The sequence below is a fragment of the Streptomyces sp. NBC_00659 genome, assembly GCF_036226925.1.
Lineage (GTDB): Bacteria > Actinomycetota > Actinomycetes > Streptomycetales > Streptomycetaceae > Streptomyces.
This window is the reverse complement of sequence record NZ_CP109031.1, coordinates 7,361,085-7,387,891: the sequence shown is the minus strand read 5'-3', so window position 1 is coordinate 7,387,891 and position 26,807 is coordinate 7,361,085. Positions and strand designations below refer to the sequence as shown.

Genomic DNA, 26,807 nt, shown 5'->3' with positions numbered 1-26,807 from the left:
TGAAATGACGTATGCGAACCATCTGTTATTTCCCTCACCACCCGGACTGTCCGAAATTCAAAGAGACGTTGCCTAATATTGGCCAAGACACGACACACGAGGGGAGCGGTGACCGTGCGAGGGGACTTCAGGGAACCTGCCAGACCGCGCCCCGACCTGGTCATCGGGCGGGACGAACTCATCGCGGTGGCACGCGAGCAGCTCTCCGGCGGTGGCAGTGTGCTCGTGCACGGGCCGGCGGGAATAGGAAAATCGACCGTCCTGCGGGCACTGGCCGCCGAATACGCCGAATCGGCGCGGACCGTCTTGCGTTGCTCGGCCACCGAGTCCGAATCCCATCTCCCCTTCCTCGCGCTGGCCGACCTCCTCGGTCTGGTCGTCGACGAGATAGCCGACCGGCTGCCCGCCCCGCAGCGCACCGCCCTGGAGTCGGCGCTCACCGGCCGGGGTGAGTCCACCCTCCAGCGCGACGGTCTGGCACTGCGGCTCGCGGTGCTGTCGGCGTTTCGCGCCCTGGCCGCGCGGGGGCCGGTGCTGATCGTCGCCGACGACCTTCAGTGGCTCGACCCGGCCAGCGCCGAACTCCTCGGTTTCGCCGCCCGCAGGCTGGGCGGCACACCGGTCCGTATGCTGTGCGCCGTCCGTACGGAGACCGAGCCGCAGGCGCAGGACCACGACCGCTTTCTACGCGCGTCTGTCCCGGAGACCCTGGCCCTGCGGGTCGCCCCGCTGGCCCGCGCCCAGGTGGCCGAACTCCTCGGACAGCGCGGCTACACCGGTCTGCCCCGCTCCACCGTGCGCGACATCCACCGCACCAGCGGCGGCAATCCCCTCTTCGCGCTGGAGCTGGGCCGCGCCCTCGCCGAGTCCCCGACCCGGCCGAGTCCCGGCGAGCCGCTTCCCGTACCGACGTCACTGCGCGCGCTCGTCCTCAGCCGTCTGGACATGCTGTCCGCCGAGGCCCGCCGCACCCTGCTGGTGGTGAGCGCGGGAGCCCGTCCGACGCTGGCCCTGCTGCATGCCGCGGGCCGGGAGAACGCGGAGGCGGAGACGGCCTCGGCCGCCGCCCTCGGACTTCTCGCCACCGAACGCGAGACACCGGGCATCCGTTTCGCGCACCCCCTGGTCTCCGCCGCCCTGTACGCGGAGGCCGACGCGCAGGAGCGGCGCGCCGCGCACTCCGCCTTGTCCCGCGCGGCCTCCGATCCCATCGAGCGGGCCCGCCACCTCGCGCTGGCCACCACCGGCACGGACCCCGCGGTCGCCGCCCGGCTCGGCGAGGCCGCGGCCGCCGCCCGTGACCGCGGCGCCCCCTCCGTCGCCGTCGGGCTCGGACTGCTCGCCGCCCGGCACACACCGGCCGGCGCCCGGCCGGGCCCGGACGAACGGCGCCTCCAGGCGGCCGAGGACGCGCTGACCGCCGGGGAGACGGACCTCGCCCGGGACATCGCCCGCCAGGTGCTGTCACGAGCCAGCGCCCCCGCCGAACGGGTCCGGGCCTGGATGGTCGTCGTGGACTCCGCCGGACAGGCCATGGCCGAGATCGACGCCGTCTTCCCCCAGGCGCTCGCCGACGCGGGCGACGACCCCGGCCTGGTCGCCCTCGTCCGCTACCAGCTCGCCTGGCGGGCCCTGCTGATGGACGGCGAGATGACCAAGGCCCGTGAGGAGGCCGCCCGGGCCGCGCGGCTCGCGGCGCGCGCCGGCGACCGGCGCACCGAACTCCTCGCACTCGGCTTCCAGGCGCAGATGGAGACCCTGATGGGGCACCCGGACGCGCCCTCGACCATCCAGCGGGCGATGCGCGAGCCGCAGGACCCGCGGGTCGCCTGCGACCACAACGGGGCCGGAGCGGCCCGCTTCCGCTGGCTCATCATGAGCGACCGGCTCGCCGAGGCCCGTACGGCCATCACCGCGCTGCTGCGCGAGGTGCAGCGGCGCGGGATGGTCGAGAGCGAACTGCACTTCCTGCGCGGCCTCGCCGAGACCGAACTGCGCTCCGGTCACTGCGGCCGCGCTCTCGACCTGGCCCGGGAGAGCCTTCGGCTGGCCCGCGACACCGGCATCGGCGAGGCCGCCACGGCCATGTTCACCTCGCTCGCCGAGGCGGCAGGCGGCGACGTGGACCGGGCGCTCTCGCTCGCCCGCGAGGCCGTGGACCGCGCCGAGGAGGACGGCGACCTGGTCTACCTCTCGCGCGCCCTGGGCGCCCTCGGGCACGCCCAGCTCGTCGCCGGGGACGCGTCGGCCGCGGTCCACTCCCTGCGCCGGGTCCGCGAACTGGAGGAGAGCCTCGGTGTCATCGACCCCGCCCGGGGCCGCTGGCACGGGGACCTGGCCGAGGCCCTGGTCAGGATCGGCGAGACGGCGGAGGCACAGGACGTCATCGACGTGACCCGCAGGCGCGCGCTGCGGCTGGAACGCGAGAGCGTACTCGCCGTGCTCGACCGCGCCGAGGCGCTGGTACGGGCCGCACGCGGCGAACAGGGGCCCGCGGAGCGCCAGTTGGCCTCCGCGCAGGACCGCCTCGGCAAGCTGGGCTACGGCCTGGAGGAGGCCCGCGCCGCCTACGCCCTCGCCGGGCTGCGTACCTTCCCCCACGCTCCCGGATCCGCTCGGGCAGGGGGGACGCCCGGACCGGGACCCACCTCCTACGACGAGGCGGCCCGTCTGTTCCGCCGGTGCCGTGCGCTGCCCTGGCTCCGGCAGGTCGAGACGGCGGCCGCGCATCGCCCGGCCGCGCCGCCCCTCGCCCCCGCCGCCCTCGACACCCTCGCGGCCACCGAGCGTCAGGTCGCCGCCCTGGTCATGGAGGGCGCCACCAACCGCGAGATCGCCGGGCGCCTGTTCATCAGCGTCAAGACCGTGGAGGCCACGCTCACCCGGGTGTACCGGAAGCTGGGGATACGGTCGCGGGTCGACATCGTGCGGCTGGCGGCGGAGCGCAGGCCCGACTGACGCCCCGGCTGATGCCCCGACTGACGCCCCCCGGCCGACGGCCCGGAAGCGATGCGGGCCGAAACGGTGACATGGACCGCGCGGGGAGCGGCCGGACCGGTGAGACTGCGGGCCGGAACGGTGACGCTCCGGCCGACACCGGTAGAGCTCCGGGCCAGGACGGTATGGCTGCTGGGTGACTCCTTCGGGTGAACGTGCGCCGGACGGGCGGGGCCCCCGGGCCGGGACCAACCGGACGGCGCCCTCGTCAAACACGGCCCGTGCCGTGCAAGGGTTTTCCCTCCCCCGTCTCCACTAGGGGGTTCCCTCATTGGGAGAGAGCGGTCACACCCCCTAGCGTGTGGCGTGCCGCTCGCTCGGGCCCTACGACACCCCATCCAGAGGCGTCGTGACTCCCCCACACACACCCGCGCGTCCCCCCACCGGCAACTTTCAAGGAGACCGATGTTCGGGCTCAACCGCGTCAAGAAGAGCGCCGCCCTGTGTGCGGCGACCGCCGCAGCCGCCGCGACCACGCTGCTCGGCGCCCCGTCCGCCGCAGCCGTTCCCCAGCCCATCGTCGGCGGCACGACGACCACGACGACCGCGTACCCGTTCATGATGCAGATCACCGACGCCAGGCAGAACCAGTTCTGCGGCGGCACCCTCGTCGCCGCCGACAAGGTCGTGACCGCCGCCCACTGCATGGCGGGCGAGACCACCGCCAGCATCCGGGTGGTGGGCGGCAGGACGTTCCTCAACGGCACGGACGGCACCGTCAGCAGGGTCAGCGACATCTGGATCAACCCCGACTACACGGACGCCACGGACGGCGACGACGTGGCCGTGCTGACCCTGTCCACGTCGATGCCGTACACCCCGGCACGGTACGTCTCCGGCTCGGACACCGGCCTGTACGCGGCCGGCACCACGGCCCGCATCGTCGGCTGGGGCACCACCTCGGAGAACGGCACCTCCTCCAACCAGCTCCGCACCGCGACCGTCCCGACCGTGTCCGACTCCAGTTGCGCCGCCTCGTACGGCTCCACCTTCGTGGCCTCCGACATGGTCTGCGCGGGCTACGCCGCCGGCGGCGTCGACACCTGCCAGGGCGACAGCGGCGGCCCGCTGCTCATCGGCGGGGTGCTGGCCGGCATCACCTCCTGGGGCGAGGGCTGCGCGGAGCCCGGCTACCCGGGGGTCTACACCCGCCTGACGACGTTCTCCAGCCTGGTGACCGAGCAGGTCGACTCGTAGGAAACGATGATCTCCTGAGTACCCCTCAGGTAAAAGCCGAGGGGCGTTGCGAGCCTCCACGAGCGGTCCGCAACGCCCCTCATCCAAGAGCACGTCCCCTTGCACGTCCCGCATACCTGCCGGCGGACGGCTTCCCCGCGACGCGCCCCGTCCGCCGACATCTCACGGCAGCGCGACCGTGCCGAACCGGATGCCGTACCCCTCGCCGCCGTGCATCACGGTGAGCATCCGCTCCCCCTCCGCGGTGACCTCGTCCCGCTGCGCCCTGGTGAGCCGGCCGAAGGGTTCGACGACCAGCGCGCCCTCCTCCAGCTTCCACAGGCCGGACACGAAACCGTCGACGAGCAGGGTGCGGTACGCCTGATTGCCCCGCCAGGTACGCCCCTTGAGGTCCGCGGGGACGACACGGGAGCGGTCGGCGTGGGACAGCAGCAGATTGTCGAACTCGGGCAGGAAGCGGGGCGGGGCGGGAGTATCCGGGCCGGGCCGGGGCGCGTCGGGCAGGTCGAAGAGTTCCGCTCCGTTCTCGTCGCGGAACACCGCCAGAGAGGGCCGGAGCCGCTCGAAGACCTCACGGAGCCGGGTCAGGCCGGCCCAGGTCTGCATGTCCTTGACCGAGGCGGGGCCGAAGGCGGCGAGATAGCGCAGCACGGTCGCGTCGGGCGCGGGGGCGGGTTCGGCGGGACGGCCCAGCCAGTGCTCGGCGGTGGTGAGGGCGACCTGGCCGCTGCGGCCCCACAGACCGCGCGGGGTGACCTGGACCAGGGGCAGGGTGCAGCGGGCCGCGATGGAGAGGGCGAACGGGTCGGCGTCCGGCCACTGTGCGAGCAGCGCCTCCCGGAGCTGCTTCATGGTGCGCGGTTCGGCCTCCACCAGCTCACGGCTGATCGCGGCGAGCCGGTCCAGGTCGACGCCGGCGAGTCCCTCGCGGAAGTGGACCAGCTCCCGGTCGCGGGCGGCCTGCACCAGCGGGCGCAGGGTGAGGGCGTCGTCGGCGGTGTGCGTGTGGATGGTGGAGCGCATGGTGACGATCCGCACGACCTCGCGTGCGTCCATGGCCGCCGACAGGTCCCCGGGCCTAAAGCCTTCCAGGCGGGCCGCGAGGGCGTAGTACGGGGGCTTCGTGTTCTGCGCCTGCAGGCCGAGGAGGTGTCCGACGGCGGCCGTCGCGGACATGGGGGTGCGGCGCAGCAGGAGCTGACGGTCGAGGGTCGCGCGGTTGAGGGCGCGGGTACCGAGCACGGGCGCCGTCGCGGTCGTCTTCGTCATGACCGGCACGCTAACGCCGCTCGCGGACACCTTCTGTCCGCAACTCCCACCCGGTCCCGCCCGGTACCTCTCACCCGGTGCGGCCGGTACCTCTCATCCGGTGCATCCCGTAGGACTCACCCGGTGCCGCCCGGACGACGGCACGCGGACCGTTTGCCCCGTATATCCTGCTCGGAGATCGCGTAGACGTACGTTCGACCCTGGAGGCAGCCGCGATGTCCGAGCGACGCGCCCGCCCGGCCTCGGAGAACCGGCGGGGCACCGGGGACACGGACGGTTCCACGGAGGCGAAGGGATCCGCAGACTCCGGGGGCCCCGGGGGACGGAAGGACGCGAAGACCGCACGGAGGTCTCTCTGGCGGCGGGCCCTGACCCCGCCGTCCGCGCCGCCCCCGCGGCCCGCGGCACCGCACGAAGCGCCCCCCGCGCCCGATCCCGCCGAGGTCGTCAGCGTCGTCCAGTCCGCGCTGTACCGCGACGGGGTACGGGTGTCGACGCCCGGGTCGCTGGCCGAGACCTTCCGTGAACTGCGCGAGCAGCCGGACGGTATGGCGTGGATCGGCCTGGCCCGTCCGACGGCTGCCGAACTCCATTCACTGGCGGCCGAGTTCGACCTGCATCCGCTGGCCGTCGAGGACGCGATGGAGGCACACCAGCGTCCGAAGCTGGAACGGTACGGGGAGACGCTCTTCGTCGTCCTGAGCGCCGCCCGCTATCTGGACGCGGCCGAGGAGGTCGACTTCGGCGAGCTGCACGTGTTCGTGGGGCCGGACTTCGTGATCACGGTCCGGCACGGCGCGGCACCGGACCTGTCGGCGGTGCGCAGGCGCATGGAGAGCAGCCCGGAACTGCTGAGGCTCGGCCCGGAGGCCGTCCTCTACGCCATCCTCGACTCCGTCGTCGACGGTTACGTCCCGGTGGTCTTCGGCGTCCAGAACGACGTCGACGAGATCGAGACCGAGGTCTTCCGCGGCGACCCCGCGGTGTCCCGCCGTATCTACGAACTCTCCCGCGAGATGGTCGAGTTCCAGCGTGCCACCCGCCCGCTCGTCGGCATGCTGCACAGCCTGATGGCCGGCTTCGCCAAGTACCGCACGGACGAGGAGCTCCAGCGCTACCTGCGCGACGTCGCCGACCACGTCACGCACACCAGCGAGCGGGTCGACGGATTCCGCCAGGCCCTCACCGACATCCTCACCGTCAACGCGACCCTCGTCACCCAGCAACAGAACGCCGAGATGCGGGCGTTGGCGGAGGCGGGCTTCGAGCAGAACGAGGAGATCAAGAAGATCTCGAGCTGGGCGGCGATTCTGTTCGCTCCCACACTCGTAGGAACCATCTACGGCATGAACTTCGAGAACATGCCGGAGCTCGGCTGGCGCTTCGGATACCCCTTCGCGATCGGCTTGATGGGCGTGGTCTGTGCCAGTCTGTACGTGATTTTCAAGCGCCGGGACTGGCTCTAGCATTGAGCGTTCGCCCTCACGGAGCCTGCGCTGTTTGCTCTCGCACCTTCCGAAAGTGGGGCCCTGACGAGCTCTGGGGAGTCCCTGGGGAGAAGTGATGCGGGTGATCTCCTCGTCCTATCCCTGAGCCTCTTCCAACCTGATGGCGCTGACCGCAAGTTGGACAGTCATGCACAACAGCGAAGCTCCTGGTAAACGGGTCTCGACCAAGATCACCCGTGTCTGCCAGGAGCTTCGCGTGCTTGTCTACCCATCCTCGATCGATCTGTCCAGCCGTACCTTGCGGTTCCTGACCGGGCAACTGGCCGCGCGGCAGGTGGAGATCGGGACGCGGTGGCGGCGCTTGACGGCCGGCCGTCAAGCCCTGCTCGCCCTCGCGCACTTCGGTGCGGTGACACCTACGCCCAGCTCGCAGCCGGGTTCGGCATCAGAATTGCCACGGTCTACCGCTACATACGCGAGGCGATCGACGCCCTGGCCGTCCTCGCCCCATCGCTGGCCGAAGCGATGCGGACGATCCGGGAGAAGGCGTTCGTCATCCTCGACGGCACCCTGCTGCCGATCGACCGGATCGCCGCCGACAACCCCTACTACTCTGGGAAGCACAAGCGTCACGGCATGAACGTCCAGGTCCTCACCGATCCTTTCGGACGCCTGCTCTGGGCCTCGCCCGCCTTGCCCAGATCGACCCACGACCTCACCGCCGCACGCCGCCACGGCATCATCGACATGCTCACCGTCGCGGGCGTGAAGTGCTGGGCGGACAAGGCGTATCAAGGCGCCGGCGGCACCATCCGGGTCCCATTCTGCGGCCGCCGCCTGAAGAGGTGGAAGCGTCGCCACAACACCAGTCACGCCAAGATCCGATGCGTCGGTGAGCAGGCCATGGCGACCCTCAAAGACTGGCGTCTTCTACGGAAGCTCCGCTGCAGCACCAACCGGATCACCGATATCGTGAAGGCCGTCCTTCACCACGCGTCAGCGTGAGGTTGGAAAGGGCTCCCTACGTTGTTCTGCGGGATGCGGTGAGCCCCTCGTATGGTTCACCCGCCCAGGGTGCCGGGTGTGGTTCAAAAGGCTCTGCCGCTTGTGGCTTTCAGTGATTGGCCGCCCGGTGCCCCACGACGATTCGGCTGCCAATGAGGAATTGCGAATGATCGCTGAGTAGGGAATCGACAGCGAGGTCGTCCGTCGGGAAGCACCAGCAGCACACCGCACGGAGGCGTCACATGGCCATGATCTGGGCCGGCATCGACGCAGGAAAGACCCACCACCACTGCGTCGCGATCGACGAGAGCGGCCGTCGGCTGCTGTCCCGACGCGTCGCCAACGACGAACCCGAAATCCTCGAACTGCTCACCGACGTCCTGGCCCTGGGCGACGAGGTGACCTGGGGCATCGACCTGGCCGACGGCGGCGCCGCCCTGGCCATCACGATCCTGTCCGACCACGACCAGCCGGTGCACTACATCTCCGGCCGGGCCATCCACCGCGCCTGCGAGAGCTACCGCGGCGAAGGCAAGACCGATGCCAAAGACGCCGCCGTCATCGCCGACCAGGCCCGCATCCGCCGCGACCTGAACCCCTTACGCCCCGGCGACGAGACCGTCACCGACCTCAAGATCCTCACCGGCCGTCGCACGGACCTGGTCGCCGACCGCACCCGCACCGTCAACCGGCTCCGCGCCCAACTCACCGACATCTTCCCCGGCCTGGAGCGGGCTCTGGACGTGACCAACACCGGCCCGCTCACGCTGCTGACCGGCTACCAGACCCCGGCCGCCATCCGCCGGACAGGCAGGAAGCGGCTCGAGACCTGGCTGCGCAACCGCAAGGTCCTCCGCTCCGACCGGATCGCCGAGACTGCTCTGGAGGCTGCCGGGTGTCAGCACACCAGCCTGCCCGGCGAGAAACTGACCGCCAAGATGGTGCACACGCTCGCGCGGGAAGTGATGGCCCTCAACCAGCAGGTCGCCGAACTCGACAAGGCGATCGAGGCCCGGTTTCGCGAACATCGGGACTTCGAAGTGATCACCAGCATGCCGGGCCTGGGCGTGATCCTCGGTGCCGAGTTCCTGGCCGCGACCGGCGGCGACATGAATCTCTTCGGCACTCCTGACCGCCTCGCCGGCTTCGGCGGCGTTGCTCCCGTGCCCCGCGACTCCGGCAAGATCAGCGGCAACCTCCGCCGCCCGCGACGCTACAACCGCCGACTCCAACGCGTCTTCTACATCTCCGCGTTGTTCAGCATCCGAAGCTGTGAGGATTCCCGCCGGTTCTACGACCGCAAACGCTCCGAGGGCAAGCGTCACATCCAGGCCGTCCTCGCCCTGGCCCGCCGCCGCGTCAACGTCCTCTGGGCCCTCCTCCGCGACGGACGGACCTACGAACCCGCGCCACCAAGCACACTCGCGGCTTGACAGACCGCATTAGGAATCACTGCTGGCCCGACCGGAGTCAATCGGGGCACATACAGCAAGAACGGAGTGACTCACGTAGCAGTCACCTCCGTTTACCGGCGTCTTCTGAGTCTCGATGCTCACGGATGCCACCTGACAGTCATGCTGTACGAGTTGATGATCCAGAGGTAGGGGGCCCGGTGCGAGTACCTGAAGACTTGAGCGCCTCGGAACGGCAGCTTTGGACAGCGCTCCAGGATGGCAGCGAACTTGATCTCCGAGTCGATGACGAGTTACGTAACGCGGTTGGACGAGCTAACGAATGGGGTCCCGAGCGCCAGGTCCGGGCAGAAGCCCTGACCGCCCTCGTATTGGGAGCTCAGCTGACGCCGGCCATCAGACCCCGAGTGCTCCGACTCCGCGGCGCTCGGATAACAGGGACGCTGCGCCTGAGGCACGCCCGTCCTGACCATCCGCTGGTCATTGAGGATTGCTCGTTCGACAACCCTATTGACCTCGCCCACGCCGACATTCTTTCCATGTCGCTCCGTGGCTCACAGATACCGGCATTGGATGGATACGGGCTACGGATCCGGGGAGATCTAGATCTCACAAAAATCATTGGCGGCCGAGTCCATCTCTTTGGGGCGCGTATCGAAGGCCCACTCTGGTTGGTGGGGGCTCACCTAACCTGCCCGGACGGATATGCCCTCGACGCTCCGGACATGGAGGTCTCTGGCGGCATGTATTGCGGACAGGGGTTCATCGCGGATGGGGGTGTCAACCTCTACGGCACCACGGTAGGCGCAGGCGTCGAGCTGAAAGGTGCTGTGCTGACCAGGCCTCAGCAGGGCCCGGCTCTCCGGGCACAGAACCTTGTGACGGGTTCGGATCTGTCTTGTACGAGAGCCGAAGTGAAGGGTGGGCTCTCACTGTTCGGAGCCGAGATTGGCGGCCAGCTCTGGTTGAACGGGGCTTCGCTGACCGATACGGATGGATGGGCGCTCAATGCTCCCAATATGACGGTGCGTGGCGGTCTCTACGCCAGCAGTGGTTTGACCGCTGACGGTGGCGTGAACCTCTACGGCGCTTCTGTCGGAGCGGGAGTGGAGCTGAGAGGCGCGAAGCTCGCCAACCACCGTGGGGGGCCCGCGCTCCGGGCGCCTCACGCAACGGTCTCGGGTGACCTCTCGTGCACCGACGGGTTCAGTGCAGTTGGTGGAGTCGCTCTGTCAGGCGCTCATATCAACGGTCAGCTCTCATTCCGCGGGGCGAATCTCAGAGGGCCCCAACCTGCAGTGTTCGACTGTGAGAACACCCGAGCTGAGGAACTCTGCCTGGACGGGCTCAAATCATCGCCCGAGACCGTTCTGCTCAGAGGGGCAACAGTACTCACGCTCCGGGATGACGCCGCATTTCAACCAGAACGCCTCGACCTAGACCAGACCCGGTACGACATGCTTCAACCTCGTCAGCCCGCTCGGGCACGAATTGCATGGCTCCGACGGGGGGACTTCGACTACCAACCCTGGCGCTACGAGCAGTTGGCCGCCTACTACCGGCGCCTTGGGCATGACGAGGATGCTCGCACGGTGCTATTGGCGAAGCAGCGGCATCGTCGTAGCCAGCTGCGCCTCCCATCAAAGTTGTGGGGCTGGATCCAGGACGGCGTGATCGGCTTCGGCTATCGGCCAGCCCGGGCCCTCGCCTGGCTCGTGGCAGGAATTGCGGGCACGACCAGCTATTTTACGGCGAACCCACCGACCCCTTCCGGAGGAGTGGGAACACCGGCCTTCTCCGCCTTCACTTACTCGACGGATACCTTCCTTCCTGTGCTCGACTTAGGTCAACAACGAGCCTTCAGCGCGCACGGACCAGGCCAGTGGGTAGCCTGGGCCGCCATCATGGCCGGATGGATACTCGCCACTACCGTAATCGCAGGTATCACCAGAGTGCTGTCTCGCGCCTAACCGTGCTACTGGCTCGTTCCATCTGGTGCCGAGAGCTGACCACACGCAATCCTCGCGATACGTCTTCGGTCTGCGATGGGGGAATGGAGCGCACAGCGGGCCGCTGATTTGCACCACGCTCCCACCCCTCGTGTCCTGCTCAGCCAACCTCGTCCATTTGGTCTGAAGGCCGCGCGACACGCACGGCAAGGTTGACAGGGTCTGCGTCTATAGATGGACGCGTGGCTCAACGAGGCCAGCAGTTCGCACCCGGGCAAGAGCTGTTCCGCTCCGCCCGGCGGTTCAGGCTCTGGGCCTGCTGCCCTAACGGGGCACGCTGCCCAACCAAAGTACGTCTCGAGCCCTGGTCATTGCTACGAAGAGCTGACTGCGCAGCAACTCTTCGCGCTCCCGTACCGTTTCGGGCACCTCAGCGACTCCGCGATCACCGACTGGCGCCCCGTTCGGCTGGGCGGCGTCGTACTGCGGCAGGAACACGCGCTTGAACTCCAGGCCCTTGGCCCTGCGGTAGCTGCCCAGCTTGACGGCGTCGACGGGGCTGCCGTCGTAGTGCTCCAGCAGGCATACCGAGATGTCGGGTCTGCCGCACGAACGGGTGACATCTTGACCTGCCCCACCTCTCAGGTTCCAGTTCTGCTGGCTAGTGCTCTGACCGGGAAGGTTGGCCGGGTTAGTGGTTCCGGCGGTTGGATGTGCGGTGACGTCCGTGCGACTGCTGGGGGTGTGGTGGCTGAGCCTGTCCGTGTGCGCAGGTTGGCCGACCAGGAGGGGCAGAAGCTGCAGCAGATCGTGCGCCGGGGCAGCACCAGTTCGGTGCGCTACCGGCGCGCGATGATGCTGCTGGCCTCGGCCGGCGGGAACCGGGTCCCGGTGATCGCGAAGCTGGTGCAGGCCGACGAGGACACCGTCCGGGATGTGATCCACCGGTTCAACGAGATCGGCCTGGCCTGCCTGGACCCTCGATGGGCGGGAGGCCGTTCCCGCCTGCTCACGCCTGACGACGAGGACTTCGTCGTCCAGACGGCCACCACCCGCCCCAGCAAGCTCGGCCAGCCCTTCACCCGCTGGTCCATCCGCAAACTCGCCGCCTACTTGCGCAAAGTGCACGGCCGCGTGGTCCGCATCGGCCGCGAGGCGTTACGGTGCCTGCTCGCCCGCCGCGGCGTCACCTTTCAGCGGACCAAGACGTGGAAGGAGTCGCCCGACTCCGAGCGTGACGCCAAGCTGGACCGCATCGAGGAGGTGCTGGAGCGTTTCCCGGACCGTGTCTTCGCGTTCGACGAGTTCGGGCCGCTCGGCATCCGGCCCACTGCCGGATCGTGCTGGGCCGGGCAGGGCCGGCCCGAGCGGCATCCCGCGACCTACCACCGCACCCACGGAGTGCGCTACTTCCACGGCTGCTACTCGATCGGTGACGACACCATGTGGGGCGTCAACCGCCGCAAGAAGGGTGCCGCGAACACGCTGGCCGCGCTGAAGTCGATCCGGGCTGCCCGACCTGACGGCGCTCCGATCTACATCATCCTGGACAACCTGTCCGCCTACAAAGGCGCCAATATCCGTCACTGGGCCAAGAAGAACAAGGTCAGACTGTGCTTCACCCCGACCTATGCGTCCTGGGCAACCCGATCGAGGCCCACTTCGGACCGTTGCGGCAGTTCACCGTCGCCAACTCCAACCACCGCAACCACATCGCGCAGACGCGCGCCCTGCACGCCTATCTGCGCTGGCGGAACAAGAACGCCCGGCATCCCGACGTGCTGACCGCCCAACGGCGTGAGCGCTCCCGCATCCGTAGCGAGAAGGGCATCCGCTGGGGCGGGCGACCGGCACAGAAAGCCGCGTGACCATACGAACAGCACCGGCGACACTGACGCCATGACCGTTGATCGCGAGGCACTTCAGTCCAGCTGGAACCAGACCCGTGGCCACCTCGATGCCGCCCGGGTCCATTTGACGGGCCTGCCGAACATTGACCTCTCAGTGACGCTTGAGTTCCTGGAGCACAACGAGTTGGGACTCGCCTTCGACTGTCTCGTCGATCTCGGTGGCGACCTCGAACTGCCGCTCGCCTTCTGGCAGCACCTCGACCGAGCAGCCCGTGAGATGCGGCTCTACAGCGATGCGCTGCACACACCCCACCTCACGGCTGCCGACCTCTGCCGCCGCCACCTCGCAGCTGCCTCCGAGAAGGAATGACCCGGCAAACCTTCCCGGTCAGAGCACTAGCTGACGGCCTTCACGAAAGGCTGCCGGACATGCCCCGCGCCTACCCTGCTGAGTTCCGCGCCCGCGCCATCGCGTTGGTGCTGGCAGGAAAAGAACAGAAGCAGACCGCCGTTGACCTCGGCATCCATCCGGTCACGTTGTCGAAGTGGTTGCGCCAGGACGACATCGACAACGGCCGGCGCCCTGGCAGGCTCTCGGAGGAGTCCGCAGAGCTGCATGCAGCGCGGCGACGAATCCGCGAGCTGGAAACCGAGCTCGAGATCGTCCGCAAGGCCGCCAAGTTCCTCGGCGAGGACAAGCCGGCCCCAAAAGGCTCTACCCGGTGATCGACCGTCTCGTCGATGCCGGGGCACCGGTCGACCGATGCTGCCGGATCCTCGGGGTCGCCCGGCAGAACTACTACAAACACAAGCGCACCCCCACCACACCGCGGCAGCTGCGACGGGAGTGGCTGACCGGGCTGATCCGGGAAGTCCACGTCGCCTCACGCGGCACCTACGGCTACCGCCGCGTCCACGCCGAGCTCACCCTGGGCATGGGCATCCAGGTGTGCTCGAGGACCGTGTCGGTGCTGATGACACAGGCCGGGATCCACGGACTGCCCGGACCGGTGCGGATCAAGCGCCTGCGGGGTGTCGTAACCGCCGATGACCTGGTCAACCGGAAGTTCCATCGGCTGCGTCCCAACGAGCTGTGGGTCACCGACATCACGCAACATCGCACCAGAGAAGGGTGGGTGTACTGCGCGGCGGTTCTGGACGCGTTCAGCCGCAAGATCGTGGGCTGGTCGATCGACTCCAGACAGGACTCCACCCTCGTGGTCAACGCGTTGGACATGGCCATCCGCAACCGGCGCCCTGAGCCGGGCGGGATAGTGCACGCCGATCACGGCACCCAGTTCACCTCCTGGGTCTTCGGGGAAAGGATCCGCTCCGCCGGGCTCCTGCCGTCGTTCGGCACGGTCGGGGACGGCCTGGACAACGCGATGATGGAATCCTTCTGGTCCTCGATGCAGATCGAGCTGTTGAACCGCAAACGGTGGAAGACCCGGGTCGAGTTGGCGAACGCGATCTTCGAGTACATCGAGATCTTCCACAACCGACAGCGGCGCCACTCAGCACTGGGCTACCGCACCCCGATCGAGTACGAACTACTCTCCGAACAAGACACCATCCCCGCCGCCAGTTAGCCACCGCAGCTGGAACCCAAACCGTGGGGCAGGTCAACCTGTCACCCGAACCTGCATCAGACCCGCCTGAGTGAGCAGTCGCTGGTAATGGCCGATAGCTCGCATGGACGGGCACAGCACGGCGGCATCAGCTCGCACACCATCGGGCGAGGCACATAATGCGTCCAGCAGCGTCTGATCGTGAGCATCCACAGTCGGCTTGGTGACGCGGGCCACCTGCCCACCGTGATAAGTGAGATCGACGTCGCGGCCGCCTGGTGTATGCAGGCCGTCGATGTCCTCGAAGGCGTCGTCAGCCACAATCGTGAGGGCCGCGTCCAGGATCTGCCTGCTGTTGCGGTAATTGATACGCAGGACCTGTCCGCGGTCACCACGAATGTCGATGCCGGCATCGGGCTAGGCGGAACCCGCCCGGGTAGACGGCCTGCTGGCCGTCGCCGACCAGGAGCAGCCCGTTGGGGGCATCACGGACGAGAGCGTGTAAGAGACGTACCCCGACGAGGGTGAGGTCCTGGACCTCATCCACGATGACGGCCGTATACGGGAGACGATCGGTGTGACGCGACGCTTCCGTAAGGGCGAGCGAGAGCACGTCGTTGAAGTCGTGTACGCCGCGCTCGATGCGCAGCGACTCGTACACCTCGTACAACTCCCACACCGCCTGCCGGTGCGGGCGGCGCAGGCTCGCTCTGCGACGGCGCCGGGGCACGGTCGCATACTCCTCGAAGGTGGTGATGCCGCGGCCCTTGACGACGTGGTCGATCTCCTCTCGCCAATAGATCGGTGCCGGGTCGATCTCGGCGAGACGGCTGTCGCGTCCGACGTGCTTCCAGGCAAGACTGAAGGTGGTCTCTGCCTTGTCTCCGTGCAGCCGCACTGGGACACCGCGCCCTTGCAGGAGCTCCTGGGCCCAGGAGCGAGGCTGCGGAAGTCCACCCGGTCGGCGACCGCCGGGGCCATGGTTCTGAGAAAAGTGGCCTGTACGCGGGGCAGATTGTTGGCGTACGTGACGTACAGGATCCGGCCGCCGGTGCGCCGGGCCAAGTGGGCCGCGCGGTGAAGTCCGACCACCGTCCTACCTGTGCCCGCCGGGTCGCTGATGCGCGCCGGACCCGACCAATTGCGGCGTACCAGTGCGACCTGATCGGGGTGTAGGAAGGTCATCCACTGCTCGATCGGGGCCCGCAACGCTTCTTCCAAGGCCGCGTCGCGTAGACCTTCCAGGTCGAACAATCCGTCGGACACGACCTGTTGAGCCTGCTCCGGCGTCGGCGGCACCGGCTCTGTAACCGCCGAACCTTCATAGTCAGGGAAGACTCGTTCCAAATGGTCGGCGATCGCGCGAACGGACTCCGCGCGCAATCTGCGGCACTCCGACAGCAGCGCGGTCAAACCGTCCGGCCCGGCAGTGCGGAGGCCTCGTGTGCCGGTGGGCAGCCCAGTCGGCCGCGGGTGGTGACCAGCAGGACGAGGGCCGCGACGGTGGCGCTGAGCAGGAAGGCGTGTGCGGCGTGTTCGCGGGACAGTCCGGGGAACATGTCGGACCAGGCGAGGGACATGTAGTTGTTGACGCCGCAGTGCAGCAGCATGGCCATCGGCAGGCTCTCGCCGGTGCGGTTGAACACCCATGTCATGACGAAGCTGAAGGCGACCGCGGTGACGATGAACTCCAGCGGCGCGGTCCAGGACACGTGCGGCCAGTTGCCCCACTCGGTCAGGAACAGCGGGAGGTGCCAGGCGCCCCACAGCGGACCGACGACGAGGGTGCCGAGCAGCGGGCCGTGGCGGCGCTGCAGGCGGGGCATGGCGAACTCGCGCCAGCCGGGCTCCTCGGCGAGGCCGGTGGTGATCATCTGCAGGAGCAGGCCGGGCAGGAACGCGGCCAGCACGACGACGGGCGGCATCGCGGGACCGCGGCCGGACAGCGCGACCGAGGCGAGGGTCAGCACGGCGGGCACCGAGAGCAGGACCACGGCGTACCAGCGCCGGCCGACCTTGAACTTGGTCATCCGGCCGCGCCAGGCCCGCAGTCCGCGGCGTCCCTCGGTGACGCCGGTCACCAGGAGTGCCGACAGGATCGGGCCGAGGTAGGCGCCGGGCAGGACGCCGAAGAGCTGGCCGCCGAGGCCGCCTCCGGGGAAGGCGAAGTGCCAGACGCCCAGGCCGTTCTCGGACAGGACGTACGGCGTCCATGCGGTCCAACTCAGCAGGTAGGCCAGCGAGAAGAACCAGGTCAGGGGGCGGCGGCGAATGCTGCCCCGCAGTCCTGTGCCGTCCTCGCGGCCCCTGCCGGCCGGTCGGGCCTCGATACTGACGGGGGCTTGGATGCTGCTCACCGTGGTGTCCCTTCGGAAGCGGTCCGGAAGTTGTCGGAGCTGTGCCGGAAGCTGTCGGAGCTGTGCCGGAATCCGGCTGACGTGACGTGTTCAGCACACCAGTCACGCGTCCGCGGATCATTGCCGTGTGCGCCCCGAGTGGCGGTACAGCAGGCTGTACCGCCGTCGATCGGAGCCGTGGTCGCCGCTGGGCCGAGGGCGGCGGCCTGGCGGGTCATCGCCGGGTGCGGCCCCGCAGGTGGCGTGCGGCGAGGGTGCCCGCGCCGAAGAGGGTGACCACGCCGCAGGCCAGGTGCACCCAGGTGTCCGCTTCGGCGTAGCTGGCCACCGTGTTGGCGACCGCGCCGGCCACGACCAGGATCCAGAGCAGCGTACGGACGACCTCCGCGCCGGTGACTGCGGGCGACGACGCTTCGTGCGTGCCGTCGGCGGGGGTGGTGAGGCGGTAGGGGTCGGTGGTCGCCATGGGGCTTCTCCTGTGGTGCTGAGCGGTGGGTCCGGGGGTTCCGGCTGACATCACCGAAGTTACGGATCGACACCCCTCACGGCCGATCCCGCAGCCCGCCCGGTCCGAGGTACAGCAGGCTGTACCTCCGTCCCTCGGCTGACACCCAACTGATGGGCGTCATAGGGTCGTTCGCGAGACGGATGCACCTTCACGAAACACGGCGCACGAATACACGGCGCGCGAAACACGCCGGGAGGAGGGGGAACGGATGGCGGTCCAGCAGGACGCGACAGCCGGTGACGGGCGGGTGGGCCTCAGGGACACCGTCGTACGGACCACGAGTGCGGCCGGCTCCGCGATCGCGCAACTCGCCTCCGGGCTCGGTACGGCCTTCCTCGCGCTGCTCGTACTGCTCTGGCTGGCGGTCACCGCCGCGACGAGCCCGGTCGGGGTGGGACTGCTCATGGCGCCCGCGGTCCTGAGCGCGCTGCACGCCCTGGCCCGCCGGGAACGCGACCGGCTCGGCCGCCGGGGCCCCGAGGTCATCGCCCCGGAACCTCCGCCGACACGGCTGCGGCTCGCCCTCGTCGACCCCACCACCCGACGGGAGATGCGCTGGCTGACCCGGCACGCCACCCTGGGGCTCCTCCTGGGGATCCTCGGTGTCCTCCTGCCGGTCGTCGCCGCGCGCGACAGTCTCTTCCCGCTGTACTGGAGGCTCTTCCCCGAGGACACGACCGCCACGTCCGTGGGGCTCGGCCACGCGCACTCCTGGCCCGAGGCGCTCGCCGTGGCCATGCTGGGCGTGGGCTGGATCGCCATCGTCCTGGGGCTCGGCCCCGGCATGGCCCGTTCCCAGGCCCGGCCCGGACGCCTGCTCCTCGCGGCCGGGCCGGAAACGGATCTGTCGCTCCGCGTCGCCGAACTCACCGCCACCCGTGCCGCAGCCCTGGACGCCCACGCCACCGAACTGCGCCGCATCGAGCGCTCCCTGCACGACGGCACCCAGAACCGGATCGTCTCCGTCACCGTCCTGCTCGGCGCCGCCCGCCGTATGGTGGCCCGCGACCCGGCGGGCGCCGACGAGCTCCTCGAACGCGCCCAGTCCGCCGCCGAGCAGGCCCTCGCGGAGCTGCGCACGGTCTCCCGGAGCATCCTGCCCCCGGTGCTGGACGACCGCGGGCTGGCCGGCGCGCTCTCGGGGCTCGCCGCGAACTGCGCGGTGCCCTGCCGGATCGATGTGGCGGTACCCGAACGGTGTGCCGCCTCCGTCGAGGCGACCGCCTACTTCATCGTGGCCGAGGCTCTGACCAACATCGCCAGACACAGCGGCGCCGCAAGCGCCACCGTCACCGCGCGCAGCCGCGGCGGGCGCCTCCACCTGTGCGTCGAGGACGACGGCCGGGGCGGCGCGGACGAGGACGGCGGCTCCGGACTCACCGGCATCCGCCGCCGGATCGCGGCGCACGACGGCACCCTCTCCCTGGCCAGCCCGCCCGGCGGCCCGACAACCCTGAAGGCGGACCTTCCCTGTGGATCGTGACATGCGGATCGTGATCGCCGAGGACGACCCCTTGCTGCGCGAGGGCCTCGCTCTGCTGTTGCGCGCCGAGGGCCTCGACGTGGTGGCCACCGCGGGCACTCCCGACGAGGCGCTGGCCGCCATCGACGAACACAAACCGGACGTCGCCGTCCTCGACGTACGGATGCCGCCGACCCACACCGACGAGGGGATCGTCGCGGCGGTCGAGGCCCGGCGCCGGCGGCCCGGCCTCGCCGTCCTCGTGCTGTCCGCGTACGTCGAGCAGTCCTTCGCCACCGAGCTGCTCACCGGCGGCGTGAGCGGCCTCGGCTACCTGCTCAAGGAACGCGTCGGCCGGGTGGAGGAGTTCCTGGACGCGTTGCGGCGCGTGACGGACGGCGGTACCGCCATCGACCCCGAGGTCGTCGCCCAGCTCTTCACCCGCTCCCGCCAGGACACCCGCCTCGACCGGCTCAGCCCCCGCGAGCGGGACGTACTCGCGCTGATGGCCGAGGGGCTCGGCAACGCCGCCATCGCCGAACGGCTCGTCGTCACCGAGGGCGCCGTCCACAAGCACATCCGCAGCATCTTCGCCAAACTCGACCTGTCGCCGACGGACCGGGTGGACCGGCGGGTCGCCGCGGTCCTGCGGTATCTGGAGGATCCACGGCGTCCGGCCTGAGCACAGCGGGTTTCTGCCGTCAGGATGCCGTGTCCGGGTTGCTCCCACGGCTCAGTACACGGGTGCACCAGCCGATGATCAGGGCGTTGATCAGTGCTCCGAGAACCATGGAGAGCAGGAACGTCATGCTGCCTTCGGGCAGGACGAACAGCAGGACGAGACTTGCCGGGATGGTGGCGAACATCGGGATGACAAGCACCATGGACTCATCCGAGGTGACCACGACTGCCCATCCGAACAGCAGGACACAGACCGTCAGATAGATCCCTGCTGCGAAGGTGCCGGGCGCACGGCGCACGCCGCGTAGGAGGAAGAGATCCGGACGGATCATGGTGACGGGCTCCTGGATGATGGTGGCCGGTGGGCTGTCAGGCGGGTGAGTGGGGCGGGTTGGGGTGGGCGAGGCCGAGGTCGTAGGCGAGGATCGTCGCCTGGACCCGGTCACGTAGTCCGAGTTTGCGGAGCAGCGCGTTGACATGGGACTTCACTGTGCCGACGGTGATGCCCAGGTGCTGGGCGATCTCCGTGTTGGTGAGTCCGACGGCGATCAGGCCGAGAACGCCGCGTTCACGGTCGGTCAGGGTCTTCAGCTCGCGAGGGGTGCTGCCGTCCGGGATCCCGGTGCCCGGCTTGGACGCGTAGTGGCCGATGAGCCGGCGGGTGGCGGACGGAGCGAGGACGCTCTCGCCGGTGGCCACCACCCGGATGCCGTTCAGCAGTTCGCCGGGGTGTACGTCCTTGAGGAGGAATCCGGAGGCGCCGGCGCGCAGCGCGTCGAACACGTACGCGTCGAGGTCGAAGGTGGTCAGCACCAGCACGCGGGGTGCGTCGGGGCGGCCGGTGATGATCCGGGTGGCGGCGATGCCGTCCACTTCGGGCATGCGGACGTCCATGAGGACCACGTCGGGTGCCAGTTCCTGGGCGAGCCGTACCGCTTCGGCACCGTTGGCGGCCTCGCCGACGACCGTCATGTCCTCCTCTGCATCGATCACGGCGGCGAACCCCGCCCGCACGATGCCCTGGTCGTCGACGACCAGCACCCTGAGGCTCATCCTTGTTCCTCCTCGTCGTTCCGCGGCACATCCGGCGCCGCGGTCAGCGGCAGCCGGACGTGTACCGGGCCCGGCCGGCCGACGGTGACCGTCCCGCCGGCCATCGCGGTCCGCGCCGTCAGCTGTTGGTGCAGGGCGGGACGCACGGTGTCGGGAACGCCGGTCGCCGTGATCGTCAACACGGCGTCGTCCGCGTCGAGTTCCACCACCATCGGTTCGTCGCCGCCGGCCGCGAGCACCGTTTCGCAGGCATGATAGGCAGCCAGATCCACGGTGGTGGGCAGCCGTCTCGGTATGCGGTCGGTGAGCCGTATCTCCACGTCGCGACCGGTGGCCCGGATCTGATGACCGAGGAGGTCGAGCGCCTGGAGGGTGGGCTGAGGACGCAGCGCAGGCGTGGCCTCGCCGTCCCGGACCGTGTCGAGCAGGGCACGCATCGCGGCGAGAGCCTCGCGGGCGCGTTCGGTGACCTCGTCGAGCCGGCCCGCCTCGGCGTGCGCGACCATGTCGGCGGTGCGCGCCAGCACGGTCGTCTCCAGCCCGGTGGCGATCCGGCGACGCTCGGCCCAGGCGTCCCGTACCGCCTCCTCGGTCCACGTCGCCAGATGTTCCGTCTGCGCGCTGCGGTCAGCTCGGCGGCGACGCCCGAGCAGGGTCCCGCCCCACCACGCCGCGCCGACCACCAGGGCCACCAGGACCGCCTGGGCACTCGCCTCCGCGGCGAGTGCCCAGAGGGGGAGGGACGCGCCCCGGTGCACCAGGGCGGCGGTCGTGGCCGCCGCGTGCACCACCACGGCCACGACCGGGCCGGCCCACAGCGGCAGCCGCGGGCGGGCTTCGGTGACGGACGGACCGGTGGCGGTCGCGCGGGCCGCGGCGGAGGCGACCACCGCGCAGGTGGCGGCCATGCTGAGCAGGGGCGGCAGAAGCACCCAGCCGGTGTAGTCACCCACGGACATCGCCACCGGCCAGAGCAGAGCCAGACCCACTACGACGCCCTGGGCGGCGCGGGGCGTCCGGTGCCGCCACAGCAGCGCGAGTGCCTGCCCCACGGCCAGCAGCGCGAAGAGCACCCCTGCCGACACCCCCGGGCCGGCCGACGCGGTTCCCGTCCCTGTGCGCAGCAGGGGAAGCAGCGGTTGCACGACGAGACCGACGGCGGCCGTCAGCTGCGCCAGGCGGTACTGCCACGGGACCGACCGCCGCACCGAGGCGGCGGCGAACCGGCCGGGCAGGACCGCGCTCACCTCCCAACCCCCCTCCGCCGTCGGGCCGCTGGTCAGGGTGCCGCCCGCCTCCCGCGCCCGCGACCGCAGAAAGCCCTGGCCGCGCCCCGAGCCGAGACCGGCGCCGTGCGCCGGCGAACCGGCCGGCGGCGCGGCGCTGGTGACGACGACCTCCGTGCGGGCGTCGCCGTACCGGCACGTCACGGTGGTGAACGCACCGGGCGCGTGCCGCGCCACATTGGTCAGCGCCTCGCGCACGATGCCGTACGCCGCGTCCGCGACGGCACCATCCGGCAGTGCGTCGATCTCGTGTTCCACGCGCCGGCCCAGCTGGGAGAAGCCGGCGACCAGACCCAGCAACCGCTCCCTCGGCGACGGCTGCTGTTCCCGTGAGGGCGCCGGCGCCCGTACCGCGCCGAGCGCGCGGGTGACCTCACGGCCCGTCTCGGCGGCGAACCCGAGGGCTTCGTCGACCAGTTCGGGACGACGGTCGCGCAGCCCGAGCGCCGCACCCGCCGTGACGACCACGGCCGTCAGATGGTGGGCACTGACGTCGTGCAACTCCCGTTCCATCCGCCGCCGTTCGACCGCCGGAAGCCGGTGCCGCTCGAGCTCGGCCCGCTTCAGCCGCTGTTCGGCGGCCTGCCGTGTGCGCCGACTCCGCCGCACCAGGATTCCGGCGGCGGACGCGGCGGCGTACAGCACGGCCGTCAGGACGACGTCGAGTCCGTTGCGGTCACTGAGCCCGTGCAGGCTGATGCCGTACAGGGACTGCCAGCAGGAGAGCGCCATCACGCACAACAGGGCGGTGAAGGTGTCGCGTTCGCAGGCCACCGTGAACAGGGCCAGGGCCACGCCCGCCGTCCCCAGCACGGCCATGGCCCCGATGGGCAAGGGGCCGGAGCCCAGCGCACAGGACGCGGCGACCACGACGAGGGCGATCACCGGTTTCGAACGGCGCAGGGAGAGCGCGGCCGTCACCAGTCCGGCGACGAGGACCGCCACGAAAAGGTCGGACCCCGCCGGAACCCTCCCGCCGATCAGGTCCGCCCCCGGCCACACAGTGGCCTGGACGCCGAGCAGCGCGAGGGGCAGCAGCCGGTCATCGGTTCTCTTCATAAGAGATCAAGGCTATGGCCGCAGGTGAGCGGCTGTCCTCGGACTTGAGGCGGACCGTCTTCTCTTACCTGGGGTGCAGATGCTGCACCCGCGGTTCCACGCGGCAATCGTTCCGCGGCGTGAGGACCGGCCGGTGGTCCCGGCCATAGTCTCGATCACATCGGGAAGGCAGCCGACCGACCACAGGTTCTTCCGCGCTTTCCCGCCCAACGACACTCCGCTTACTCGCCATCAGGGGGATCCACCATGTCCAAGCGCGTTCTCGTCCCGTCCGTCATCGGCGTCGTCGCCCTCGGAGCCATCGCGGCCGGCGGCTACGCCATGGCCTCCACCGACACGCAGCCGACCGTGAAGAACGGCTCCGCCAGTTATGCCGCTCCGTCCCGGCAGAGCGCGGGGAAGCTCTCGTACACCGCGGACGTGAGCGACGACTCGGGTGTCCGCGAGCTCAGGGTCATCGCGTGGCCGGCGAACTCCAAGCTCGACCCGACCGAGTCGGACCTGCAGTACGTGGACACGGCCAAGTGCCGCAGCACCTCTGCCGGGACGTCCCACTGCACCTACACCCTGAAGGTGACGCAGCCGGCCGCGGCCCACCTCGCGAAGGGCACCTGGCAGCTGTCGGTGCTGGCGACGGCGAAGGACGGCGACACGAGGTTCGTGTCCCGCGCGGCCACGGTCGACGTCACCCGCTGACCCGTCACCGGGGCCGGACCCCTCCCGGAGAGGCCGGCCCCGGTGACGCCACCCGTGCGTCGTCGCGGTGGTGGCTCAGGCCCGCTCGCGTCTGCGCAGGGCGGCGGCCGCCTCCGCGTACTTGACGAGCAGGCGGGCGAGCTGGAGGCGTTCGTCCGCGGGCCAGTCCCGGGTGATCTGCTCGAACGCCTGGCGCTGTTCCGCGGCGAAGCGGTCGCGCAGCGCCTCGCCGTCCGAGGTCAGCCTCAGTACGGTGCGCCGGCCGTCCTGCTGGGACGCCTCCCGCCTGAGGTACCCGTGCTGGATGCAGTCGGACACCAGGCGGCTGGCGACCGACTGGTCCGCTCCGAGCTCCTCGGCGACCGCGCCCACCGTCGTCTCGCCCGTCCGCTCGGCGACGACGTTGAGCACCAGGTTGCGGGAGAGGTCCTTGCCGGAGGACGGGGCACGTCGTCTGAGCCGCGAGAACGCCGGCCCGACGCTGTCGAGGACCGCGTCGTCGTCCTGCTGTCCGTGCTCACTTCCGTTTGTCATGGCACAACTGTAACGGCACAAGAATATGTAGAGCATCCAACAAATGCATGCTCTACTGCATGCAATGAGAGGTGTGGTCCGTCCCCGGGGCACCTGCCGCCGAGCGGCGTGACCCGTGGGGCCCGCCCCGCCCGGACCGGGACCCACCTGCCACCGACCCGGCAGTTCGTCGCTCCACCGCCCGTCCGCCCCGTGCACACCACCGAACCGGAGTGATTCCCATGACCAGCAGGAGCGCCCCTCGCATCGCCGTGATCGGTGCCGGCCCAGCGGGACTGGTCTGCGCCCGCGTCCTGCAGCTCCACGGCATCGAGGTCACCGTGTACGAGTCGGACACCGCGGCCGGTTTCCGCGAGCGGGGCGGCATCGTCGACCTGCACGCGGACCTCGGTCAGCGGGCTCTGCGTGAAGCGGGTCTGACGGCCGAACTCCACGCCGCCGCAAGTCCCTCGGAACCGGGCAGGCGCATGTTCACCCCGCAAGGCGAACTCGTCGTCGACGACGAGTTCGACGAGCCCGACGAGAGCGCGCCCTCCGTGATCGGCAGGGACCGGCTCCACGCACTGCTGGCCGCCTCCCTGGAACCGGGCACCGTCCGCTGGGGCCACAGGCTCCTCTCGGCCACCCCCGACGGCGACGGCACCCACCGGCTCGAATTCGATGACGGCTCCGCGGCCGAGACCGATCTGGTCATCGGCGCCGACGGAGCCTGGTCCACGGTCCGCCCCCTGGTCCGCGCCGCCATCCCCGTCCACTCCGGGGTCACGTTCTTCGAGGCGTGGTTCCACGACGTGGACCGTGACCATCCGGCGGTGGCCGAACTCGTCGGCTCCGGCCGGATGTTCGCCACGGGCGACGGCAAGGGCCTGATCGGCCGGCGCGACGGCGAGCACATCCGTGCCCGCATCGTCCTGAGCGAGGAGCCCGGCCGACGGCGCACCGCCGGCATCGCCCCGGCCGGCACCGCGGCCGTCCGCGCCGAACTGCTCAAGCGGTTCACCGGCTACCACGAGAGGCTGCGCGTGCTGATCACGGACAACGACGGCCCGTACGTCCACCGGCCCGTGTACGTCCTCCCGCAGCCCCACACCTGGCCGCGCACCCCCGGCGTCACCCTGCTCGGTGACGCCGCCCACCTGGGGTCCCCGTTCCGTGGCGACGGCACCGGCCACGCCATGCTCGACGGCGCCGAACTCGCCCGCCGCCTGGCCCGCCCCGACGACCTCGGCCGGGCCGTCGCCGTCTACGAGACCGCCATGCGGGCGCGGAGGGCGAGGAACCACGCAGGCGGCGCGACGCCCGCCCGGATCTTCCGAAGGACCAGCCGCGACCGCTCCGTCCTGACCGACTTCGACACGGCCGGGTACGACCTCGGCCGCCATGGAAGCGGCTTTCGGACAGTACAGGTGAACCGGACCCGTCCTCCGGTCGTCGAGCACAACGGAGGACGCGGTACCCCGGCCGCCGGGGTGCGGTGATGCTCCGATCCCCGGACCGGGCCGCAGCGCGGCGGCCCCGCGCCCGATGGCCGCTGCCGCAAGCCGCCCGCCATCCATGACGTAACCGTCACCCGCGACTGTCACCACCGGACACGTACTCACCGAAAGGCAGCAACCATCATGGCGTTCATCACCGTCGGCCAGGAGAACTCCACCAGCATCGACCTCTACTACGAGGATCACGGCACCGGACAGCCCGTCGTACTCATCCACGGCTACCCCCTCGACGGCCACTCCTGGGAAAAGCAGTCCGCCGCCCTCCTGAAGGCCGGCTACCGCGTCATCACCTACGACCGGCGCGGCTTCGGCCGCTCCAGCCGGCCCACCACCGGCTACGACTACGACACCTTCGCCGCCGACCTCGACACCGTCCTGACCACCCTGGACCTGCACGACGCCGTCCTCGTCGGCTTCTCCATGGGCACCGGCGAAGTCGGCCGCTACCTGGGCACCTACGGCTCCGCCCGGATCGCCAAGGCCGCCTTCCTCGCCTCCCTCGAACCCTTCCTGCTCAAGACCGACGACAATCCCGGCGGCGTCGACGGCGGCATCTTCAAGGACATCGAGCAGGCCGTCACCACCGACCGCTACGCCTACTTCACCGCGTTCTACCAGGACTTCTACAACCTCGACGAGAACCTCGGCACCCGCATCAGCGAGGAGGTCGTGCGGGCCGGCTGGAACACCGCCGCCGGCGCCTCCTGGTACGCGTCCCTGGCCTGCGTGGCCACCTGGAGCACCGACTTCCGCGCCGACATCCCCAAGATCGACGTACCCGCACTCATCCTGCACGGCACCGCCGACCGCATCCTGCCCATCGAGGCCACCGCCGAGCCGTTCCACAAGGCGCTCCCCCACGCCGACTACACCGTCATCGACGGCGCCCCGCACGGCCTGCTCTGGACCCACGCCCAGGAAGTCACCGACGCCCTGCTCACCTTCCTGGCCAAGTGACCGACTCCCGACGGCCGACAGCC

General features: G+C 69.9%; 20 protein-coding genes and 3 pseudogenes. 14 read left to right on the top strand and 9 right to left on the bottom strand.

Annotation, left to right across the window (positions count from 1 at the left end; translation table 11 throughout):
- The first annotated feature begins 108 nt into the window (after positions 1-108).
- Complete coding sequence (locus tag OG410_RS32210) at positions 109-2,958, top strand: ATP-binding protein (RefSeq protein WP_329302316.1); 2,850 nt, start codon at positions 109-111, stop codon at positions 2,956-2,958.
- A gap of 444 nt (positions 2,959-3,402) precedes the next feature.
- Positions 3,403-4,194, top strand: coding sequence for a S1 family peptidase (locus OG410_RS32205; protein WP_329302315.1), 792 nt, complete (start codon positions 3,403-3,405; stop codon positions 4,192-4,194).
- A 162-nt stretch (positions 4,195-4,356) separates the two neighbouring features.
- Here the strand turns inward: OG410_RS32205 and OG410_RS32200 are convergent, their stop codons facing one another.
- Entirely contained in the window at positions 4,357-5,463 is a 1,107-nt protein-coding gene (locus tag OG410_RS32200; RefSeq protein ID WP_329302314.1) for a winged helix DNA-binding domain-containing protein, read from the bottom strand.
- A gap of 215 nt (positions 5,464-5,678) precedes the next feature.
- Between OG410_RS32200 and OG410_RS32195 the strand changes: the two genes are divergently transcribed.
- From OG410_RS32195 to OG410_RS32165, 7 genes and pseudogenes are all read left to right on the top strand, one after another.
- On the top strand, positions 5,679-6,929 hold the full coding sequence (locus OG410_RS32195) for a magnesium and cobalt transport protein CorA (protein ID WP_329302313.1): 1,251 nt from the start codon (positions 5,679-5,681) through the stop codon (positions 6,927-6,929).
- A 238-nt stretch (positions 6,930-7,167) separates the two neighbouring features.
- Positions 7,168-7,916 (top strand): annotated as a pseudogene (locus OG410_RS32190) (transposase family protein).
- 242 nt (positions 7,917-8,158) lie between these two features.
- Positions 8,159-9,349: an IS110 family transposase gene (locus tag OG410_RS32185; protein ID WP_329302312.1), complete on the top strand. Its 1,191-nt coding sequence runs from the start codon at positions 8,159-8,161 to the stop codon at positions 9,347-9,349.
- Between the two features lie 704 nt (positions 9,350-10,053).
- On the top strand, positions 10,054-11,298 hold the full coding sequence (locus OG410_RS32180; RefSeq protein WP_329302311.1) for an oxidoreductase: 1,245 nt from the start codon (positions 10,054-10,056) through the stop codon (positions 11,296-11,298).
- A gap of 726 nt (positions 11,299-12,024) precedes the next feature.
- Positions 12,025-13,145: pseudogene (locus OG410_RS32175) on the top strand (IS630 family transposase).
- A 31-nt stretch (positions 13,146-13,176) separates the two neighbouring features.
- Positions 13,177-13,497, top strand: coding sequence for a MafI family immunity protein (locus tag OG410_RS32170; protein ID WP_329302310.1), 321 nt, complete (start codon positions 13,177-13,179; stop codon positions 13,495-13,497).
- A gap of 59 nt (positions 13,498-13,556) precedes the next feature.
- Positions 13,557-14,716, top strand: a pseudogene (locus OG410_RS32165) (IS3 family transposase).
- Positions 14,717-14,749: 33 nt separating this feature from the next.
- Here OG410_RS32165 and OG410_RS32160 read toward each other — a convergent pair.
- The 4 genes from OG410_RS32160 to OG410_RS32145 all read right to left on the bottom strand — a co-directional run bounded on the left by OG410_RS32160 (position 14,750) and on the right by OG410_RS32145 (position 17,518).
- The gene (locus OG410_RS32160) at positions 14,750-15,016 is read right to left on the bottom strand and encodes a hypothetical protein (protein WP_329302309.1); all 267 of its coding nucleotides are present in this window, start codon (positions 15,014-15,016) and stop codon (positions 14,750-14,752) included.
- 67 nt (positions 15,017-15,083) lie between these two features.
- Positions 15,084-15,593, bottom strand: a complete 510-nt coding sequence (locus OG410_RS32155) for a UvrD-helicase domain-containing protein (protein ID WP_329302308.1) — start codon at positions 15,591-15,593, stop codon at positions 15,084-15,086.
- 511 nt (positions 15,594-16,104) lie between these two features.
- A complete protein-coding gene (locus OG410_RS32150; protein ID WP_329302307.1) occupies positions 16,105-17,052 on the bottom strand; it encodes a CPBP family intramembrane glutamic endopeptidase in 948 nt (315 codons plus the stop codon).
- Between the two features lie 214 nt (positions 17,053-17,266).
- Positions 17,267-17,518: a hypothetical protein gene (locus OG410_RS32145; protein WP_329302306.1), complete on the bottom strand. Its 252-nt coding sequence runs from the start codon at positions 17,516-17,518 to the stop codon at positions 17,267-17,269.
- 250 nt (positions 17,519-17,768) lie between these two features.
- On the opposite strand from OG410_RS32145, the gene OG410_RS32140 reads away from it, so the two are divergent.
- Together OG410_RS32140 and OG410_RS32135 are read left to right on the top strand one after the other, a co-directional pair.
- Positions 17,769-19,043, top strand: coding sequence for a sensor histidine kinase (locus tag OG410_RS32140; protein WP_329302305.1), 1,275 nt, complete (start codon positions 17,769-17,771; stop codon positions 19,041-19,043).
- Between the two features lies 1 nt (position 19,044).
- Positions 19,045-19,704 carry a response regulator transcription factor gene (locus OG410_RS32135; protein WP_329302304.1) on the top strand — a complete coding sequence of 220 codons (660 nt, stop codon included), beginning with the start codon at positions 19,045-19,047 and terminating at the stop codon, positions 19,702-19,704.
- 19 nt (positions 19,705-19,723) lie between these two features.
- Here the strand turns inward: OG410_RS32135 and OG410_RS32130 are convergent, their stop codons facing one another.
- The 3 genes from OG410_RS32130 to OG410_RS32120 are packed head-to-tail and all read right to left on the bottom strand — an operon-like array spanning position 19,724 to position 23,101.
- Positions 19,724-20,035, bottom strand: coding sequence for an SCO4225 family membrane protein (locus OG410_RS32130; RefSeq protein WP_329302303.1), 312 nt, complete (start codon positions 20,033-20,035; stop codon positions 19,724-19,726).
- 37 nt (positions 20,036-20,072) lie between these two features.
- The gene (locus tag OG410_RS32125; RefSeq protein WP_329302302.1) at positions 20,073-20,756 is read right to left on the bottom strand and encodes a response regulator transcription factor; all 684 of its coding nucleotides are present in this window, start codon (positions 20,754-20,756) and stop codon (positions 20,073-20,075) included.
- On the bottom strand, positions 20,753-23,101 hold the full coding sequence (locus OG410_RS32120; protein WP_329302301.1) for a sensor histidine kinase: 2,349 nt from the start codon (positions 23,099-23,101) through the stop codon (positions 20,753-20,755). Before OG410_RS32120 ends, OG410_RS32125 begins: the two co-directional genes overlap by 4 nt.
- 246 nt (positions 23,102-23,347) lie before the next feature.
- Here OG410_RS32120 and OG410_RS32115 point away from each other — a divergent pair, with 246 nt between their 5' ends.
- A complete protein-coding gene (locus tag OG410_RS32115; protein ID WP_329302300.1) occupies positions 23,348-23,797 on the top strand; it encodes a DUF5707 domain-containing protein in 450 nt (149 codons plus the stop codon).
- Positions 23,798-23,872: 75 nt separating this feature from the next.
- On the opposite strand, the gene OG410_RS32110 is transcribed toward OG410_RS32115, so the two are convergent.
- A complete protein-coding gene (locus tag OG410_RS32110; RefSeq protein WP_329302299.1) occupies positions 23,873-24,331 on the bottom strand; it encodes a MarR family winged helix-turn-helix transcriptional regulator in 459 nt (152 codons plus the stop codon).
- 221 nt (positions 24,332-24,552) lie between these two features.
- On the opposite strand from OG410_RS32110, the gene OG410_RS32105 reads away from it, so the two are divergent.
- Together OG410_RS32105 and OG410_RS32100 are read left to right on the top strand one after the other, a co-directional pair.
- Positions 24,553-25,809, top strand: a complete 1,257-nt coding sequence (locus OG410_RS32105; protein ID WP_329302298.1) for an FAD-dependent oxidoreductase — start codon at positions 24,553-24,555, stop codon at positions 25,807-25,809.
- A gap of 141 nt (positions 25,810-25,950) precedes the next feature.
- Complete coding sequence (locus OG410_RS32100) at positions 25,951-26,784, top strand: alpha/beta fold hydrolase (protein ID WP_329302297.1); 834 nt, start codon at positions 25,951-25,953, stop codon at positions 26,782-26,784.
- The last annotated feature ends 23 nt before the right edge of the window (positions 26,785-26,807 follow it).

Bases quoted from the DNA above. Each gene is read 5' to 3' on its own strand.
- OG410_RS32115 (WP_329302300.1), top strand. From the start codon at position 23,348: ATGTCCAAGCGCGTTCTCGTCCCGTCCGTCATCGGCGTCGTCGCCCTC.
- OG410_RS32125 (WP_329302302.1), bottom strand. From the start codon at position 20,756: ATGAGCCTCAGGGTGCTGGTCGTCGACGACCAGGGCATCGTGCGGGCG.
- OG410_RS32170 (WP_329302310.1), top strand. From the start codon at position 13,177: ATGACCGTTGATCGCGAGGCACTTCAGTCCAGCTGGAACCAGACCCGT.
- OG410_RS32140 (WP_329302305.1), top strand. From the start codon at position 17,769: ATGGCGGTCCAGCAGGACGCGACAGCCGGTGACGGGCGGGTGGGCCTC.
- OG410_RS32205 (WP_329302315.1), top strand. From the start codon at position 3,403: ATGTTCGGGCTCAACCGCGTCAAGAAGAGCGCCGCCCTGTGTGCGGCG.
- OG410_RS32105 (WP_329302298.1), top strand. From the start codon at position 24,553: ATGACCAGCAGGAGCGCCCCTCGCATCGCCGTGATCGGTGCCGGCCCA.
- OG410_RS32110 (WP_329302299.1), bottom strand. From the start codon at position 24,331: ATGACAAACGGAAGTGAGCACGGACAGCAGGACGACGACGCGGTCCTC.
- OG410_RS32200 (WP_329302314.1), bottom strand. From the start codon at position 5,463: ATGACGAAGACGACCGCGACGGCGCCCGTGCTCGGTACCCGCGCCCTC.
- OG410_RS32100 (WP_329302297.1), top strand. From the start codon at position 25,951: ATGGCGTTCATCACCGTCGGCCAGGAGAACTCCACCAGCATCGACCTC.
- OG410_RS32145 (WP_329302306.1), bottom strand. From the start codon at position 17,518: ATGGCGACCACCGACCCCTACCGCCTCACCACCCCCGCCGACGGCACG.
- OG410_RS32185 (WP_329302312.1), top strand. From the start codon at position 8,159: ATGGCCATGATCTGGGCCGGCATCGACGCAGGAAAGACCCACCACCAC.
- OG410_RS32120 (WP_329302301.1), bottom strand. From the start codon at position 23,101: ATGAAGAGAACCGATGACCGGCTGCTGCCCCTCGCGCTGCTCGGCGTC.
- OG410_RS32130 (WP_329302303.1), bottom strand. From the start codon at position 20,035: ATGATCCGTCCGGATCTCTTCCTCCTACGCGGCGTGCGCCGTGCGCCC.
- OG410_RS32180 (WP_329302311.1), top strand. From the start codon at position 10,054: ATGGAGGTCTCTGGCGGCATGTATTGCGGACAGGGGTTCATCGCGGAT.
- OG410_RS32135 (WP_329302304.1), top strand. From the start codon at position 19,045: ATGCGGATCGTGATCGCCGAGGACGACCCCTTGCTGCGCGAGGGCCTC.
- OG410_RS32195 (WP_329302313.1), top strand. From the start codon at position 5,679: ATGTCCGAGCGACGCGCCCGCCCGGCCTCGGAGAACCGGCGGGGCACC.